Origin of the sequence: Paenibacillus motobuensis (genome assembly GCF_039521865.1) — a bacterium.
In the GTDB taxonomy this organism is placed as follows: domain Bacteria; phylum Bacillota; class Bacilli; order Paenibacillales; family Paenibacillaceae; genus Fontibacillus; species Fontibacillus motobuensis.
Genome location: NZ_BAAACX010000021.1, coordinates 14,190 through 32,259 on the forward strand (window position 1 = coordinate 14,190; position 18,070 = coordinate 32,259).

Annotated in this window: 10 protein-coding genes; all 10 read right to left on the minus strand. The window is 43.0% G+C overall.

All coding sequences use genetic code 11. The annotated features are described in order from the left end of the window. Positions 1-86: 86 nt before the first annotated feature. The 10 genes from ABD014_RS21375 to ABD014_RS21420 all read right to left on the minus strand — a co-directional run bounded on the left by ABD014_RS21375 (position 87) and on the right by ABD014_RS21420 (position 17,353). Positions 87-647, minus strand: coding sequence for a hypothetical protein (locus ABD014_RS21375; RefSeq protein ID WP_343864688.1), 561 nt, complete (start codon positions 645-647; stop codon positions 87-89). Positions 648-750: 103 nt separating this feature from the next. After that, the gene (locus ABD014_RS21380; protein WP_343864690.1) at positions 751-3,279 is read right to left on the minus strand and encodes a hypothetical protein; all 2,529 of its coding nucleotides are present in this window, start codon (positions 3,277-3,279) and stop codon (positions 751-753) included. Positions 3,280-3,407: 128 nt separating this feature from the next. Beyond that, a complete protein-coding gene (locus tag ABD014_RS21385; protein WP_343864692.1) occupies positions 3,408-6,431 on the minus strand; it encodes a hypothetical protein in 3,024 nt (1,007 codons plus the stop codon). A 516-nt stretch (positions 6,432-6,947) separates the two neighbouring features. Next, a complete protein-coding gene (locus tag ABD014_RS21390) occupies positions 6,948-7,289 on the minus strand; it encodes a hypothetical protein (RefSeq protein ID WP_127003309.1) in 342 nt (113 codons plus the stop codon). 167 nt (positions 7,290-7,456) lie between these two features. Beyond that, positions 7,457-11,380 (minus strand): S-layer homology domain-containing protein, encoded by a 3,924-nt coding sequence (locus ABD014_RS21395; protein ID WP_343864696.1) that lies wholly within the window; start codon positions 11,378-11,380, stop codon positions 7,457-7,459. A 143-nt stretch (positions 11,381-11,523) separates the two neighbouring features. Further along, on the minus strand, positions 11,524-11,922 hold the full coding sequence (locus tag ABD014_RS21400) for a hypothetical protein (protein WP_343864698.1): 399 nt from the start codon (positions 11,920-11,922) through the stop codon (positions 11,524-11,526). Positions 11,923-12,174: 252 nt separating this feature from the next. Beyond that, positions 12,175-13,296 (minus strand): glycosyltransferase family 4 protein, encoded by a 1,122-nt coding sequence (locus tag ABD014_RS21405; protein WP_343864700.1) that lies wholly within the window; start codon positions 13,294-13,296, stop codon positions 12,175-12,177. Between the two features lie 109 nt (positions 13,297-13,405). Next, positions 13,406-14,170, minus strand: a complete 765-nt coding sequence (locus ABD014_RS21410) for a WecB/TagA/CpsF family glycosyltransferase (RefSeq protein WP_343864702.1) — start codon at positions 14,168-14,170, stop codon at positions 13,406-13,408. Positions 14,171-14,177: 7 nt separating this feature from the next. Next, positions 14,178-15,362, minus strand: coding sequence for a polysaccharide pyruvyl transferase CsaB (gene csaB, locus ABD014_RS21415; RefSeq protein WP_343864704.1), 1,185 nt, complete (start codon positions 15,360-15,362; stop codon positions 14,178-14,180). Further along, positions 15,335-17,353 (minus strand): DUF5693 family protein, encoded by a 2,019-nt coding sequence (locus ABD014_RS21420; RefSeq protein ID WP_343864706.1) that lies wholly within the window; start codon positions 17,351-17,353, stop codon positions 15,335-15,337. Before ABD014_RS21420 ends, csaB begins: the two co-directional genes overlap by 28 nt. Between the last annotated feature and the right edge of the window lie 717 nt (positions 17,354-18,070).

Sequence of the window (18,070 nt, forward strand, 5' to 3'; positions counted from 1 at the left end):
TACGCTAATCATATTAATGTTTGTTACTTATGGAAAAATAGAGGTAATCCAAAAAGTCCACTTGGGCCTTTTTGAATCAGAAATGTTTACTTAATTTGATATCCTCCACGAACCATTACCGTTATATTATGTGTGTTTCCTTCTTGAACCTGAATACCCCGGCCTGCTCTAGGAAATGATAACAAATGATTATTCTTAACCGCGCCGCCGTTTGAAATATCTATTCCATCTGTCAAATCGGCAACACCGTTTTTATCTTCACTATAAATCGCGGCTTTACCGGCTCGAACAACGAACTCCGTCCCTGCCGATGCGATCAGTATCTGTCCCGGCTTCACATCAACAATTTTCACCTCATCAGCAGAGGATGAAGAAGAGCCACTATTTCCACCTTCCGCTGGCGTAGACGGTTTAGAAGGCTCTGTAGGCGTCGTAGGAACTGTTGGCGTGGTCGAGCCTCCACCTCCACCTTTCAGAGCTTGCTGTATAGCTTGATCCACATAACTCTTTGTCACAACGGGATCATCCGAGGTACCTGGTTGATTCGTCACACCTGCCCCCTCTGCCTGTGAATTCATCAGTGATCCTGCCCATACACTTCCGCCAATCAATACCACCGCGGCAGTTACTTTCCATGCTGTCTTCATCATGTTCCTCCTCTATAATCTATTACTTCTAATGATAGTGGTTTTGATAGATTGGAACAAGCAAAAATCCCCATAACGGGGATTTTCGCTTATTCTACTCGAATTAATTAAAAAGATCATTATTTACATAATAAGCTGCTTGTGTTGCGATTTTGGTCTTTTCTCCTCCAAAAGAATCGTAGATAGAGAATTGGAATGCTCCCGATCTTAGGGTAGCAAATATCGGATCGTTAATCACATAAGAGAAACTTTGATTACTACCAACCACAATGTCTTTTTCAATTGTTATTTCCTTCTCAAATCTAGCCCCACTGGAGTCAACAACCTCAAATATGAATTTATGCTGGAATTCACCTATGTCAAAGGTAAGATCCCGTTTTAAGTCATATTTCATTTTTATTTCCAATCCTGAAGAATTAGTACGTCCTTCAATTGAAGGAATACTAATTGTATAAGGGAATAATTGGACATCCTTTAGAGTACTCTTAATATCACGGCTGTCTAGATTCAATTCCATTGCAGAGGCATTCACATAACCTGTAGGTTTACCTTCAGACTCTGTAAACTTATTATCCGTAATACTTTCACCCACTACCAGGTTCCAATTAGACACCGTTATACCTTTTGGTAATTTAGATGAGAATGTTACGATACTTGCCCCTTGAGGACCAACAGCAGTCTTTACCTGATTTACATCCGCTTTGTAATATTGGCCATCTTCGGTTTGGAAATAACCAGTAAGTTGTGATAAATTATTTTGTTTGTTCTCTAAATTTCTCATTATGAGCTCTGTATATATTATGTCATTCGTCGAGCCCTTATAAAGGTATGTTTTACGAGTTTGAAGATCAGCTTTCTTACCTGATGTATTCAAATTATTGTAGGTTCCTTCAGGTACCTTATTGATTTCAGTTGAATTACCAAAATTCGAGAACATGATCCAATTACTCGTCTTATCTGTTCCTGTTTTCTGAAGTAATTGTATCTGCAATTGCGAATACTTTAAATTTGATGGAACATTAGATACGACATACACACTTGTTTTCTCACCAACACCGAGAATTTGTGTAGTGTTACTGTTTACTAATTGAACTGTGTTACTTAGTGTCGTCTGATCCATCTTATAAGCCCCAGCAAAGTCAGGAAGTTTAGCTGCTTTTGTACCTTTATTAGCTATAGTTATTTTAGTTGATAGTATGTTTCCATCACCCCATGGAAGTTTCTGTATACTATCTAATGTTACACCATATGTCCCATCATTATTTTTTACAAGTCGCTCTTTACCTAATGCATAATGCATGTCGGTGTATTCAGGCAAGCTATAAGCAGCAATTGGGTAACTAACGCTAGCCGCTGGTGGTGTTTGCCCACCTTCTGATCCAGAAGAGCTAGTTGGTGTTTTTAGGATCAGATCAATGTCATCCACACTTACTACTACCGGAATCACTCCGTCAATAGAAATAATTTGCTCTTCATCCGGCTCTAATGACATCCCGTCCAGACCACTTGCAGTTAATGGATACAACTTATTCCCAACCTGAATATCAAATCCATAATTTGGGACTATGATTGTTTTGTCTCCTTTATTTTTTATAGCAAACTGAACGGATAACTCACTATTTCCGAAACCTTGATTTCTGGAAATGCTATCGATTCTAGTTGTTATGCTATTATTGTCTACCTTGAGAATTCTTTCTTTATTTACAGCAGTCTTGGATGACTGTCCTTGCTTAGTTCCTAAACTTAATGACGCAACCGGCATGTCGCTTTTAACTGCTTCATCATTTTGAACCATAACAAGCGTTAAATTATTTAGGTTTACCTTTTTGGGTATTTTCGCTATCAGATTTAGTGTTTTGCTTTCTTGAGGTAAAATTTGATAATTTGAGCTTGCAGAATCTGCAGTCAATGCAAACGCTGTTCCACTACTCGTTTGAACCACGTATTTAAAGTTCGGGTTTTCTAAGGTCTTTGCTCCAGAATTCTGTAAATATAGTGATACATTCACATAATTATAGTCCCCTAAACCTAATACATTAACAGCACTTACCTTTGATTTAAGCACATAATCATTTATAAGTAACTTCTGTGTCGTATTCACTGGTGTCGCGACTGAATAACTCGACGGAATATTAATACTTCCCAATACTTTCTCATATCCTGATACACCAAAATCCCATTTAATGATCTGGAAGTTCAGATCACTATATTTCAGATTCTTAGCAATCTTAGTCGTATATGTAACGGTAACAGAAGATCCAGGAACTACTTTTTTCTTGTCTTTATCTGCCCCTACAGCGGTTACACTATACACTGTTCCAGACTTGGTCTTTACCTTAGTCCAGTAATCGATCAAAGACAATGTCTTACTATCATTATTATTGTAGGTCAACGTATATGTTAATACGCTTCCATCATCTTGAGATAGAATATTAACATTACTCAACTTCACCGTACTCTTATTAGTTATCTTTACGGCCTTTAAATCATTCAATGTCTTCACAGTTTGCTTCTGCGTCTTTGTCGTCGTGGGTTGGCTTTTAACTGCTGCTGCGTCAACAATACCTACAAATCCTTGACCAAGCAAAGTAGCCACAGCTATCGACGCGACAATCGTTTTAGCTTTACTCAAATCCAAACCTCCTATATAGAAAAATATCGTATATAGTATATACGCATGAAAATAAGAAAAGTTTGATCTTTATCAATAATTGTTAAAAAAAAGAGCCCCTAAGGGCTCTTTTTTACTTCAACCAAAGATTATTGATTATAAATTTTAGTTTGGTTAAATGTTTTCAATGAGTTTCCATTACCGTCTACAATAGCTCCGGAATTATTATCCAAGGACACTTTTACATAGTCTCCTGTGTTAATTCCACCCTCAACGGTAAAGATAACTTCTAATTTAGTACCATTTGCTTTAACTTCAGTAATTTCAGTTTTCTTTTTGTCGCCACCTAGAGCAGGAGTAACTTCAACAGAGAACAATGATTTAGTGAAGTTTTCAGCCTTATCAGTGATGATCTTAGTTACATCAAAGGAAGCTGTGTACTTAGTTCCTACTGGAGGAGCAACATCAAATGATTTAGCGATCACTTCTGGAGCAATCTTATTAGCCACTTCAAAATCAACTTTTACTGGGTTACCATACACATCACGTGTACGTGCGTCATCGCCACCAGCAGCAACAAGTTTCAAGGATGTATTACTGAATTCAACAGGCAGTTTATCATCCGAGAATTTCAGTGTAAGAGTTTTTCCATCAGCGCTCAAAGAATAATCATTTGGATAAGAAGTTTTATAAGTTGAGTTAGTAGCAGTACCTTTGACCGAGAACTCATTTACATCGACATTGTTCAATGCAGTATCAAATTTAACTGTCAAGGAATCATTTGCTGTAGCTTCTACACTAGTAGTTTTAACAGCATCATTCTTCAGTTTTACTACACTGCTCAGCGTATAACCAGTGCCTTCTGTCAGATATTTACCATCAAGATTGGCAATGTAATCTACATAAAGAGTATCGTCCGTTCCGACTGTAAGATTTTTGCTGTCGACATAGATACGAACCGAAGAAGATGTTACTGGATCAATGTCATCAGCACTCTTAGTCAACGCAACTTTGTTTGTTGTACCTTTTTTAGCAATGCTGTATTTAGCCGGATCCAATGCACTTCCAGCGCCACTCATAACAACAGGAGTGTTAAATTCAACATATACATATTGTCCTCTAGATGCATCTTCAACCCAAACGCGTGAAATTTTGCCGTTTTCTGTACCAGCAGGATTCAGTTTGAAGGATGCCGGAATTATCTCATTGCCAATGTAAGCATTGTCCCGCACTCCAGAAACTTCGAGTGTATACTCTTTATCAAATACTGGTCCAAAGTTAATTTCAACTTTCTTCGTTCTATCATCATATTTGATACCACGGATAGGATGTCCGCTATTATCTACACCTGCGATTTTCGCAACTTTACCATCGCTATCAACCAATTTGTAGTTGTCGGCTTTCTTAGCAACATCAGGTTTAAGCGATTTGCTAAATTGAAGCTCAGCAACATAGTCTGCTCCGTCTTTATGGAAATCTACGTTCGTAACTACTGGGCGAACAGTATCAAGTTCAGGTGTTACTTTACCTTCGCGGTCAGCTTTGTTACCGCTATAGTCAGAAACGCCTTTAAGAACGATTGTGTTCTCACCTTGGTTCAAACGCTTTGTATCTCCATCAAAGAACAACGTTACTTTATTGTCATTGATAACGATTTTAGATGCAGTCTTCGAAGAGTTATTGGCATAAGCGTCGGATACGGATTTGATAGTTTCATCAAATGTAACCGTAACTTTAGTCAAATCACTCGACTTAATTTCCTTAATTTCAGGAGCTGCAGTATCTACTACAGTTGTAAATTTGTTTTCAACTGGAGCTACGCTCAATCCAGAGAAATCAGTCACACCACTTACACGCAAAACATGTTCGCCTTCAGTAATAGGGGTAACTACGATTACAGTGTCAGGATAAGCATATTTTACAGAAGCTCCAATTACTTTACCATCAATACGATAGTTGACGGAAGCAATCGCAACAGATTCCTTGACAGGTTCACTGAATTTTACTTTGATTGCGCTAGTGCCCAAGCCCACAACTTCTTTAACTGTTGGTGCAGTTACATCAATTGGGGTGAATTGAACATCTTGAGTGAAAGTTTTGGTTCCATCTTCATTCTTGATGTTCTTCAAACTAATTGTAGTTTGTTTTTGGTTCACCAGAACAGAATTAGCATCATCAGCCAACAACAAGGTTACACTTGTCTTGTCATCAGAAACTGTTGCACTATCAATGCTCTTGCCTTGGATTGTATAGTTGCTTTCGTTGCCAGCAGTAGCAGAATCAACAGTACCATCAAAAGTTACAATTACTTCTTTGAGGTTTTCAGCTTTTACGCTATCAACCTTTTGAGCAACTGTAGTAACATAAGTTACTTTATGAGTGTAGTCATGACCGTTGTGAGTGAATTTCACTTCAGTTTCTTTGTTAGGCTCAAGAGCTTTTTCCAAAGTTACTTTCACAACTTCTTTGTTGGAGAGTGTGAACTCAACAACTTTACCAGCTTCGGAAACTGTGTAAGAAGCTACAGTTGGAACTTGAGCTGCTTCATAGATTGCATATGCAGCAACGATTGCTTGGGAACGGCTAGCGTTAGCTTGGTAGTTGATACCAGCGTCGATGTATCCGCCCTTAACAGCTGCTTCTACATAGCCTTTAGCCCACTCAGTAGCAGTGTTGTTAGTTTCAGTTGGAACTTCAAGTTTCAAAGCGCGAACCAGAACTGCAGCGAGTTCTTGAACGGAAAGGTTGCCACTTGGGTCGAACAATTTCTTCTCAAGGTTCTTACCTTCCATGATGTTCGCTTGAGTTACAGCTTCGATATAAGTACGTGCCCAGTGCTTAGCATAGTTCTTATCGTTGTAAGAAGTAGCGTCTACTGGAGTAAGATCAGTTGCTTTAACGATGATCTTAGCCAATTCAGCACGAGTCAGGCTTCTGTCCAAGTGGGACAATCCATCTGGGAAACCTTCTACGATGCCAGCTTCTTTCAATGTGTTAAATTGTTGCTCTGGTGTCAACTTAGCGTCAGCACCGAATGCTACAGTAGCAAACATGGAGAATGCCATTGCTGTAGACAAAGCTACGGATAAAATTTTCTTCATAACCTTTTTTTCTCCTCCTTGATTAACTATCACATGAGAGTTTTCTTTAATTGAATAGCTCTTGTTACTCATTAGCCATTGCACCCCCTTTCCAGAGTCTGAGCAGATTTCCTATAAATTAGGTCTGCGACAGAGCCGCAGAAACTTATAAACTATGAGCAGGTTAATAGAATGTAGAAATAGACTAGTTTCCTAATCCTACCTAAACATTATACAATGAGTCCCAGGTGCCGTAAAGATAATTTTTCTAAAAGATAGACAAGTTTCCCTACGAGGAACATGTTGGGATGTCTAAATTTGGTCGTCATCGTCATGCTCACCATCTTAAACGCAGCAGAACAAAAAAAGTTGCGCCTATTTTAAAAAAAAATTGCAAGATTGTTACTTTTTCTAGTCTTCTCCTGCATTTCATCATTTTGTCACGCATTCCTGCTGACGGAAATTAGTATAACACCCCTGAATCTCCCAAGTCATCGTACAAGTTTTTCCAGCTCAATATTCTAAATATATGTATGAGAAGCACAAATAAGACGTCCAATTTTGGACGCCTTATGAGGCAAAATAAACTACTATGATTGCAATTTATTATTATCTAACTCTCATCGCCAGTTGAATAATCCGGCTGCGCATCTTAGGATCGGAGTTCAGCTTCAGATACATATCATCGATCGCCTGCTTGTTATCCTTGTATTCCTTCTCATGCTTCATTGTATTATGCGACCATTCAATTAATTCATTCTCAGCATTGCGCAGATCGTTGAAAGCTTCGTGGAAGCCACTCTCTACAACAAGACCTTCCATGATCTCCTGCGTAACTTCTTGTTCCTTAGCAATCTCTTCAATTCTCTTCTCCAATACCTTGGATCTATCCTCAAACTTTCTCTTTGCCTTCGAATATCCTAGTTGCGCTTTTGACAATATCGGTTTCATCAGTTCAAATTCACCCTTTTTGCAAAAAATGTTCTACTGAGTATTCTGCTTGATATTTATTACTCTGCCTATTGTAACTTAAACCCCAACAAATTACAAAAAGATGTAATTGGAAAAAAAACGAATCCTGCCCAGAAACAGATTCTGGACAGGATTAAAACACGTCTCTAACTTAGATTTTTAGGGAAAACATTTGTACTCTTCTTCAATAGCTCCACTGCTATTTTCCCTGCTTCTGCCCGAGTCATATTCGACTTAGGATTAAAGTTATAGGCCGCCTTCTTGCTTCCAGCTGGCGTAGATGGAGTGCCTGACATAATCTTAGCTTTGTATACAGCCTGAACTGCCGGCTGTGCATAAACTTCAATTTGCCCTGAATCCAAGAAAGTCTTGGCAAGCGCGTCTTTCAACTTCTGATCATTGGCTGGCAACTTCAATTTTAGCGCTCTGGCGATCATTACCGCCGCTTGCTCTCGAGTGATCGGCTGATCGGCCCCGAAAATCCCTTCACTCAATCCAGTAACGATCCCTGCCCGTGCAGCGGTCTCGATATGCTTATAATCCCATGTAGCTGAGCTGGAGCCAGGTACTAACTCGCTAAATGTTGGATTATTATCATAATTCAACGGAAGATTTAATCCCTTAACCAGTAAAGTGGCGAACTCGCCTCTGGTTGTCTGATCATCCGTACCGAATTGTTCAAATCGGATGTTATTCATAATTCCTTTTGAATAGAGAGCATTCAAAATATTTCTCGCCCAGGAATGGTTAGTAATATCGCTATAGCCGCGGCTCATTTTCATAACCATATAATAACCGAACTCATCGAACGGAACCGTAATCGTGTGGTTCTTCGTATTTACTTCTCCGCCGATATTCTCCCAACGGCGATTCTCATTATATCGGAATACTGTAACTATTGTGCCTGCTTCATCTACGACACTCTTGTCGAAGGCAATCGTCAATTTGCCACGACTGGAAGGAGTGATTTTACGTTCAGAAGGCGTCTCGGGATCGCCAAACAGCCCTTCGACTGAATATGGGACCAATCCATTGGTTGCTGCTTTATAATTGGCTGTTCCTCTCTCCCCTGATTCTCCAAGACCACCGCTAACCCAGTAAACATTAGAAATCCTTACGAAATTCCGGCGATCAAAATTCGAACTGAAGTAACCCAAATATTCATCCGGAAGAATCCAAGACGGATAGCCGCTTTCAACTCCAGTTCCTGTAAATCCAATCACATTACCATAGTCATTTCGACGTTCTACGATACCTGTATTAGGATCCGCGATACCAAACAACAGCTTCGTATCAGGATACGATTTCGTAATGCCTCTTGTATCCGTACTTTGCATAATGGATCCCTTATCAAAAGTTAACTCAAGGGATTTGTTAAACGCGCTATACTTGTTGGATACCTTCGGAGCCATATACTGCGAATCGACTCCTATAGCTCCGGTATAAAACACTTCGATTGTATCATTCGTCTTCGTATTGCCTCTAGTAATTTGAATCTTGATTTTATTCGACTTATCTTGCTTCAATCCGACATAATCAAGAACAAATCGGTTCTCTCCAAGATCCGTTCGTCTCTCAGCAGCTTCTTTATCGATAATTACCTCAGTCGCACCCTCAGCTTCAATATCAAAATGAACAAAGTTCTTGGTCACAACAATTTGATTCCCCACTGTTGGCTGCGGAGACAATATACGATAGGCCCCTACTTCTCTAACGATCTCTAACTTCTGAGTCGTCTTGGCGCCAGTATCGTTAATTAATTCCAAAGTATAAATGTATGTGCCCGGTTTATCCGAGATAAAATCTTGGATACGCATGATGAAATCGCCTTGATTGCCAGCGAAATCATAATTGTATCTATCGCTTGCAAAGGTTACATCCGCACCGTCCTGAGAGTTGGCTGGAATGCTCGCAGATAAAATATTTTTGGTTCCCATGTTCAAGTTCATTTTGACTGCTCCGGAACCTCTTAGAACGATGTCGAATTCTCGTAGACTTGTTGTATAAACTTTATCTTTGTAAATAAACTCCGGCGTCAAGTTAAAGATCTTCGCCAGTTGAGGATCATCAGAACCAAAATCCCGCGCCGGGAAATCAGGTCTATCTCTACCTACTGCAGGCTGAAAATTCGTAATTGTCGACACGTTGTTGTCTACGATATAAATACGCAAAACTTTTGTGACTTCTCTAGCCTGTCCTTTCTCATCAACACCCGTTCCCGTGAAGACAATTCTGTTCTCTCCGAAAACTAACGGTCCGTTGTCGATCGAAATATCTAGATTAATGTCAAATTTCCCGGTATTTTCCAACCAACCCGAATCCAGATTTTCTGAAGGGACATTTGATTTTACCTTAATCCCGTTAGCGAACACCTCGGCAAGGAAATATTGGCTGTCCAAAGTGTCAAAATCAACATACTCACCTTTAATGTTCAATGATCTTCCATTCGCGGTTACATCATAAGTCTGACCGTCCATCAGATTTTCAATGTATATATAGTTTTTAGATGCAAATGAAACTCTCGCATCTTTGTAAGCATTGGAGAGTGCATATTGGAATCTTACAGTCTGATTCCCATTCTTGAATCCTGTAATCTTATAAATATGCTGTGTATCCGATGGCGACGATACATAAGAATAAGTAATTGGCTGTGATGCCAATGGCAAATAATTAATCTCTAGACCCGTTGCAGAGTCAGGTTTGCTATTTGTAACGACCATTACGTAAAAATCACTGGAGTCAACCTTGGCACCATTCAAGGATGTACCCGGAGGGATATTTGTACCACCATCATACCCCTCTAAATACTTCAGATCAGTAATGACAGTATGACCCGGCATATACTGGAAGTCGACACTTTTGTTAATCGTCTTCGTTCCGTAAGTCACGGACAAATTATGCCTCTGATCCTTCAGGATGCTGCCCGGGTTCTGAGTATCTTCGTTTAGAAGAAGTGAAGTCAACTCAAAAGTAACCAGACGATATGCTGGCGTATTAATTTTCACGCTTGGAATAAATATTTCGCTTCCTTGTTCGGCGTTGATCTTTCCATCACCACTAACTTTGAAGCCTTTATAATATTTAACCTCGGAACCGACAACTTCTTTGCCATCTAGCTTTAATTCAGCAGATGTATTGAAATCCGTATTATTATAATCCGGGATTAAGAGCTGAGCAAAAACTCTGGCTGTTGTTTTGCTTTCTGTAAAGACAGGCTGATTGCTATCAAGCAAGCTTTGTGCATTTCCGGTAGAATCAACGAGATACAAACCTACAAAAGGCGTCTTCTCATCATAGAAATAGAGTGAATACTTGAACGTTAACGTATCCGACCCATTGGCTACAACGACTACCAAATCGTTAACCCCCGGGTTCAACTTCATTTGCTGCGAATAAAAAGTACCATCCTGCAGCAATGTAGTGGCAAGTGCAGATCCTCCGTTGATCGACGTGGTAATCTTCGTGGCGTTCTGAGCGTTGCCTTCTAATGTAATAATATCTTTAGCTACGACAATTTGTGCTCCCTCATTCAGATCCAGCTTATCAGCCCCACCTAGAACCTGCAGCTTCTCCAAATAAGGTACATTATCGTACAATACATAGAACGACTCCGAACGTTGAACCAAGCCTTGAGTTCCTGTAAAAGTAAGCCGGTTCATGCCGGAATGCAGGGTGATCGTCGCTTCAAAGCGATTATCCGGACTGTCCAGATCCGGTTGAATCACGCCGGGATTAATCCGGGTCGTATCTTCTACCCACTTGCTATTCAGTTGTTCCCAGTTCAACTGCTGGGCTTGTATGGACAACGTAGAATTGGTCACCTTGGAGAATGTACCTTTAATTTTAATTTGCGGTACAGTTACTTTATATACATTTTCCCGGGTCAACTGGTTGCTGCCCTTATCCAAAGTCAAATCTACAGTATTCCGCAAGTCTTTGTTATCAGGTGTGAAATAACTGGTTGGTTTGTCCCCTGCCGCCTTTGCAACTGGTAGTGCAGCATTTGGGATCAATGAAGCAATCAAAGTAAATAAAAGCAACCAAATAAATGGCTTCTTGCATCGTTGCATTACAAGTCTCCCCCTCACATTCTTAATATATTGTTTATCGGTCAATCGGCCATAATTTTGAAGAATATCGTAAAAAATACGGCAAAAAACCTATTCGATCCTAAAGAAAGAATAGGTTTAATAATAAATTTATTCTATTCAAGCTATTTCGCTCTCCGCAAGGCCGAAATGTCTGTCTCCTGCTCGATCGAACGAAGAGAGAGTTTCTCGAGGATTCTCTCATGGCGCTCTTGGCCTTCCTTGAGGTGGGTGAGTTCACCATGCAGCTTATGAACATCCATGCTTAGAGCATCAAGCTTGGAGTCTGTCTCTTCCTGACGATCCCGGATGGCCCGGACAATGGCATTTGTCTCACTCAGCTGCGACTGCATCAGGGCTTGTGTCTCTTTTAGTGATCCCAGTTCAGATTTCATCGACCCTAGTTCAGATTTCATTGATCCTAGTTCGGATTTCATAGAACCCATATCTGACTTCATCGCTTGCTGCTCATTTTCAATTCTGTCGAGTTTCTGTATGATCTGTTGAAGTAATTGCTCGCTCATAGACAATCCCTCCCTTGAGCTTATCAAAGAACATGCATGTCCTTAGTATAACAAATGCCACGAAATTTAGTAAGCAGCCCAATCTAACCACACTCCAGTGTTGAACTGCATAGTATAGAAAAAAACAACCCCTTTCAGCACCCAAGCACTGATAGAGGTTGTCCCATCCAAACATTTTATATAAACATATAATTTCTGTAATCTATAGTTCCAATCTTGCTAAATCTAAAAGTCCAAGGTTCTGCAGCTACTTTATTTCGAGCCTCGTTCTTCGCCGACCTTCATGCGCAAGCGCGCCAGGAAGTTCAGTAGTGGCCGTTTGGTCTTGCCGATCAGGCCGATGACCTCTGCCCCGATTTGCAGGAAGAAGACCATGACGCAGATGACTACAAAGGTAACCCAGTTGGCATTATACATAGCTGCCGAGGATTGGATAACCGCCAGTACTCCGAAGAAAGCGGCGATGCCGTAAATGATCAGCACCGTCTGACGGTGGCTGAATCCAAGCTCGCGCAAGCAGTGATGCAGATGCCCTTTGTCCGGTGAGAAGATCGGCTTCTTCTGCATCCAGCGACGAATGATCGCGAACAGCGTATCCGAGAGCGGCACGCCGATCAGAATCAACGGAGTCAGGAAGGATACGATCGCTACCTGCTTAAATCCAAGCAAGGACAGCAAGGCCAGACAGAAGCCAAGGAATAACGCACCCGAATCGCCCATGAAGATCTTGGCCGGGTGGAAATTGAAATGCAGGAAGCCAAGGATGCTTCCGAGCAACAGCAAGCTCATCAAGGCAACAACCTCATTGCCCATAATAAACGCCATCACCGCGATCGTTGCTAGCGAGATGCCGGAGACTCCAGCTGCAAGTCCATCCAAACCGTCGATCAGATTGATCGCATTGGTTACCCCGACGATCCATAGAATCGTGAACGGAATAGCGATCCAGCTCTCAACTGAAGCATAGGTATGGAATGGAATATTTGCGAACTCCAGTCGCACGTCAAACCCGAAGACGACGATACAGGCTGTCGCAATCTGCACGACAAATTTCAGTTTAGCCGGCAAGTCGAAACGGTCATCCAGCGCTCCTAGTAGAACTGTCAATGTACCGCCAACAAGAAATGCCTTAATAAAATTCATCTCACGTACTGAGAAAGATTCCGGAACAAACCATACGATTATCAGAAAAGCTACTATAAAAGATAAATAAATGCCCAATCCACCGAGTCTCGGCATAATCTTAGTATGCACTTTACGTGCGTTAGGCACGTCCACAGCGCCGACCTTAAAAGCGAACTTCTTAACGAGCGGCGTCAGAGCAAGCGCCAAACCAAGCGCGACGATAAACCCGATGGTATAGATCATCCACATGTGTATTAACCCCCAATTGTTCTGCCGGAATGATTATACTCCGTTTCAAATGAAACACCAACCCCGTATTTAAGCAATAATACGCTGTTTTCCGCAATATTTCAATTAATTATCGTATTTTGGTCAGGTTTTCTCCTTCGCGCATAACCCTTACGGTAAATTTCGGCAGCGCCAGCATTCTAGGCAGCCGGGATGGTTGTCTTAATAGACGGTATAACCATTCAAGCCGAAGCTTCTGGAATACAAGCGGAGCCCGCTTGGTCTTGCCGGATATGACATCGAAACTGCCACCGACGCCCATCATAATGGGTACGCCTAGGGACTGCTTATATTTTGCGATCCAAGGCTCCTGTGTATCCGCACCTCTAGCAACAAATAACAGATGCGGCGCAGCTTCCTTAATCGCCTGGACAACTTCCTCATCTTGTTCTGGGCCAAAATATCCGTCCCGATAGCCTGCAATGATCAGGCCAGGATACTGCCGGGATAATCGCCCAGCCGTCTCTTCAATAACTTCTGGCGTTGAACCTAGCAAATAGACTCTCCATTGTTCCTTCACACCTTGCAGCAGCAGCTCATGCATCAGATCGATACCTGCCACTCGCTCCGCTACAGGATCGCCGCCTTTCTGGGCGGCCCAGACCACACCGCTTCCATCGGGTACGATCAATTCAGCAGCCTGCATCATCTGCTTGTATTCCGGGCTCTCCAGAGCGGACATAATCATAATTGGATTTGCGGTGATAATCTGATGCGGTGTCCCGGAAGCGACCACCTGAGACAAGTACTCTACGGTGTCCTTCATTCCCCATTTACATACAGGAATGCCGAACACGGATACCGTCGGTACCGCTGTATCATGTGTTAACGTCATTTTCGGATCACCCCTTGCTCCGTAGAAATTGTGCGATGTTCTGCGCTGGCAGTCGTGCCGCATCCTTCATCGTGTTGATCTTCGCTGAATGCGCTCTCTGCCAAGCCTCACCTTCGGTGAGCAGGCGCTCGGCCTGCGCGGCAACAATCTGCGGATCGAGCTCATTCGTCGTGCCGACCGGAACGCTGCCGACACGGCCGAGGAAATGATCGATCTTCGGATCATACGAGATGCCGAGCAGCGGAACTTCCCGCGAGGCCGCGTAGATCAAGCTGTGCAGCCGCATGCCTATCAGCAGGCTGCACTGGCTGACTTCCCGGAGCATATCCTGCGGATGCTCCGTCTCCGCCGCAATACTCACGATGCTGCCGCTGTCTGCCACATTTCCCATCTGCTCCATAACGAAGCGCGAGGCTTCGTCATCGCCTGGGAAATGAAACGGCAGAAAGCGAATATGCACCGGCTTGCGGCGGCTCAGCGAAGCCAGGCCTTCGGCTAGCTTCGCCAGTTCGGTCCGCGCTTCTGTCCAGAAGCGGACCGACACCCCCACCACCGGCAGCCCGGCAACATTAGCGCCGGCGCCGGTGGTGGCAGCGGACTCGCCCTCTTGCGAGTCCAACTGCGAATCTGCTGAAGCTGCCACCCCATCTTCCGGCAGCTTCAGCCCCATCACCGGATCGGGGACAACCTCGATGTCCCCGCCCGGAATACCCATGCTGCGCAGCAGCTCCGCCGACTCCGCATCCCGCACCGAGATATAATCGCAGCGCCGGAACACTGACGCGATAAACGGGCGGAACAACTTGCGATTTACGGGGCCGACGCCCTGCGCGTATACAAAGGTCGGCTTCCCGAGCCATTGCGCCAGCTTGATCACGCCGAGATAGTACGGGATCGATTTGAATCCCGTTGCATCCTGCAGCAGGCTGCCCCCGCCGCTGATCAACCCGTCGCTATTCTTAATAGCGTTCCTTACTTCCGCAAATTTCATCCGATGTACAGCTTTTACTCCATAGGTACGACTCGTCCATTCGGGATCGATCGACAACACCACCGGATCAATCTGAATCCCGGATGCCCGGCCTTCCTCTTCCAGCGCTGTAAGAATCGCTTGCAGCACTGCTTCATCCCCACTGTTGCGAAAGCCGTAATATCCCGATAGAACTATGGTTTGAGGAGACGCGGCGACCATTTATCCCAGCACCTTTCGATAATATGCCAAATTACAATCGCGATTAAGCCAACGATCAAACCCAATCCCAGACCAAGCAAGCCGCGAATCAGCGACAGAACCGCCGGGGTATGGATATGAGCGAAGGTATCTACCATAGACAACTGCCCCATAACTGCGATAACCATCGCATAGAGCGCCCAACGGTAACGGAACGCAGCGAAGATACCTACCAGGAACAACGGATGCGCAAGCAGGAATTCCTTATTCCTTGGTCTTACGCCAAATGTATTCTCGAGTACAGATCTAAATGTGGCTTCACCAGGCAGTAGCGAGCCGGCGTTCCCTGTCCGGGACAGATAATACATACCAACCACACCCAGAACCGCAGCTGCAACTACCCACAGGAGCGTAATTCGCATCTTCAGCCAACGGTTTAGTTCCTTCCAAACGGATTCGCCTTGGTACAGGAAGACATAAATAGCAATCAGCAGAATAGGTCCCAAATGTAGTAAGCTTACGCCGCGGAACTGATTCAGCACGAGACTGTACGTAATATTGTTAAGCAATGCGATTACAAAAGGAACGGCTGACAGTGAGATTACAGCTGTCTTCACATACAGAACGAGCGTATGCACCAATCTTTTGCTATTTGGAAGCGTCGTCTTGGTATCACTGACTTCATTTACTTTGCGTATGGCCAGCACTACCGCAATCGTCGGCGCACTAATCGCCACGAATAACGCAAGAGCTTGTTCCATTAAAGTTGGTTTAAGCACATATAGCCCTGCGGAGCCGATTAACCCGAGAACAAATACCGCTAAGGTAATAGGCGCAATGAAGTACGAGATGAGCAATGCGATCATCGCCACGCCGCCAAGTACGACCAACGCCTTCAAATACTTTTGCCAGGAAGCATCATACACGTGGAAGGCCTCTGCCTGACCCAGCTCGAAGCCATTATCCTGGATACGCTGGATCGCATTTCCCGGTTCCTGCAGCGAATGAATCAGATTGTCAATCGGATTCGTAATTGCTGCTTTCCCGGCATCCTTAGCTGGAGAAGCGTTCAAGTATATCATCCGAATATTACGGTCCTTCGTTGCCAGAGCGAACCGATCAGCCAAGGTCTCCGTATCCTGAGTTGCTTCAGCATCAGCGAGCGGATGAAGACGAACCACATTATAATCCGTCAGATATGCCAGTTTGTTGAAGCCTTTTTGGGGAGCCTTCAAGTTCTCAATCGCGGCGATGCCGATATTATATTTGTTCAGCAGATCAGCAAAGCCCTGTAAACTATTCATTTCCTCATTGTCCTGGAACCCTTTTACGGCTTCACCATCGAACAGAATGCGATTCACACCATGATCTGCAAAATATTTGAGTTCTTCATCCATCGCCGCTTGATCATAAGGGATATTATCAGACAACCGCGGCAATATAATAAAGCCTTTATCCTGGAGCATAGAGAACGCCATTTTATCAATCGGCATCGGCTTCAGCAGCGCTTCATCCGGAGACATCTCCACGACCAAACCTGGACGCCCCTCATATTCCCAAGGCAGCACTGAAACACCTAATCCGCTAAAAGCTCCTTCAATCATAGGGCGAAGCTGCTTCTCGCTATCATCAGTCGTAAATGCAATATAAGTAAAGTTGCTGTTCGGGGTCACCAATGACTTATTGAACTTGGCGATATCAGCCTCACTAAAGACCATAATTCGTCTTGTCTTCTGATATTCATCGAGCGAGCTCTCGAACATAGCCATCGTTGTAACTCCGGCTTTCTTCAGTCGATCCAATTGTTCATTCATATAGGCCGCTGGATTAGCTTGATAATTCGAGATCTCGACCAATCCGCGATAATTGAATACAATTTCCACTTTATTTGCCGAAGATTCCGTCTCCACCCGTTGATAAATTACAGGTATAGAGGCGACAATCCCCACGATCACCAAAATCCATAGCCATTTGCGGGAAGCTTGATTCCACCGCTGCCAACTTTGTACCACAAAGCTACCTCCTCAACTTAAGAAAAAATACAAATACTACTTCATCCCTCTTCGTTATCGTCTTATTGTTTACCCATCCTATTATCTTACAATCTAACCACTCTAATAATCAAAACTGGAAGATTTTTTAAAACCATCGGTAAAAGAACGCATAGCTGTAAAAGTGCAGTTTTCTATCAGGCCACTACCTGAGAAAAAACTATACTTTTACAGGAATCTCCTGCTTCTAAGGTATAATCTACTGCAGGAATTCCCGATCTTATAAGGGACTCATCAGGCCTGTCCAGAATTGTTACCTCTTGTTACCTCTTCAGACACAGACGATAACAACTTTCATCTCTAACATCAAGACTACTAAGTTCTTGCTTCTGAGTCAAAATTCTTCAATGGTCCGTCCAATCATAAAGGAAAATGTAGGATACTCCAGCAAGCACAATCCAATAATACTTCAATTTTATTGCTAAATCTTATCAAATTGTCACTTTTTGAGCAGTAGTCGACACAAGCGTTCCCGTAATTGCTTCCTTAACTGCAAGTAAGTACAACAAAAAACGCGACTCATCCATTCTAACGTAATTGAATTGCAGAAAGTATACTTAGAATGTAAATTTCCCGTGAAATTACAGGGATAAGCTATTTTAAGGACTCCTTGCCATTCGGATTTCCGAGCTACTACGTCCGTTTTGCCTTATACACAGCATTTAAGTCGACTTGATC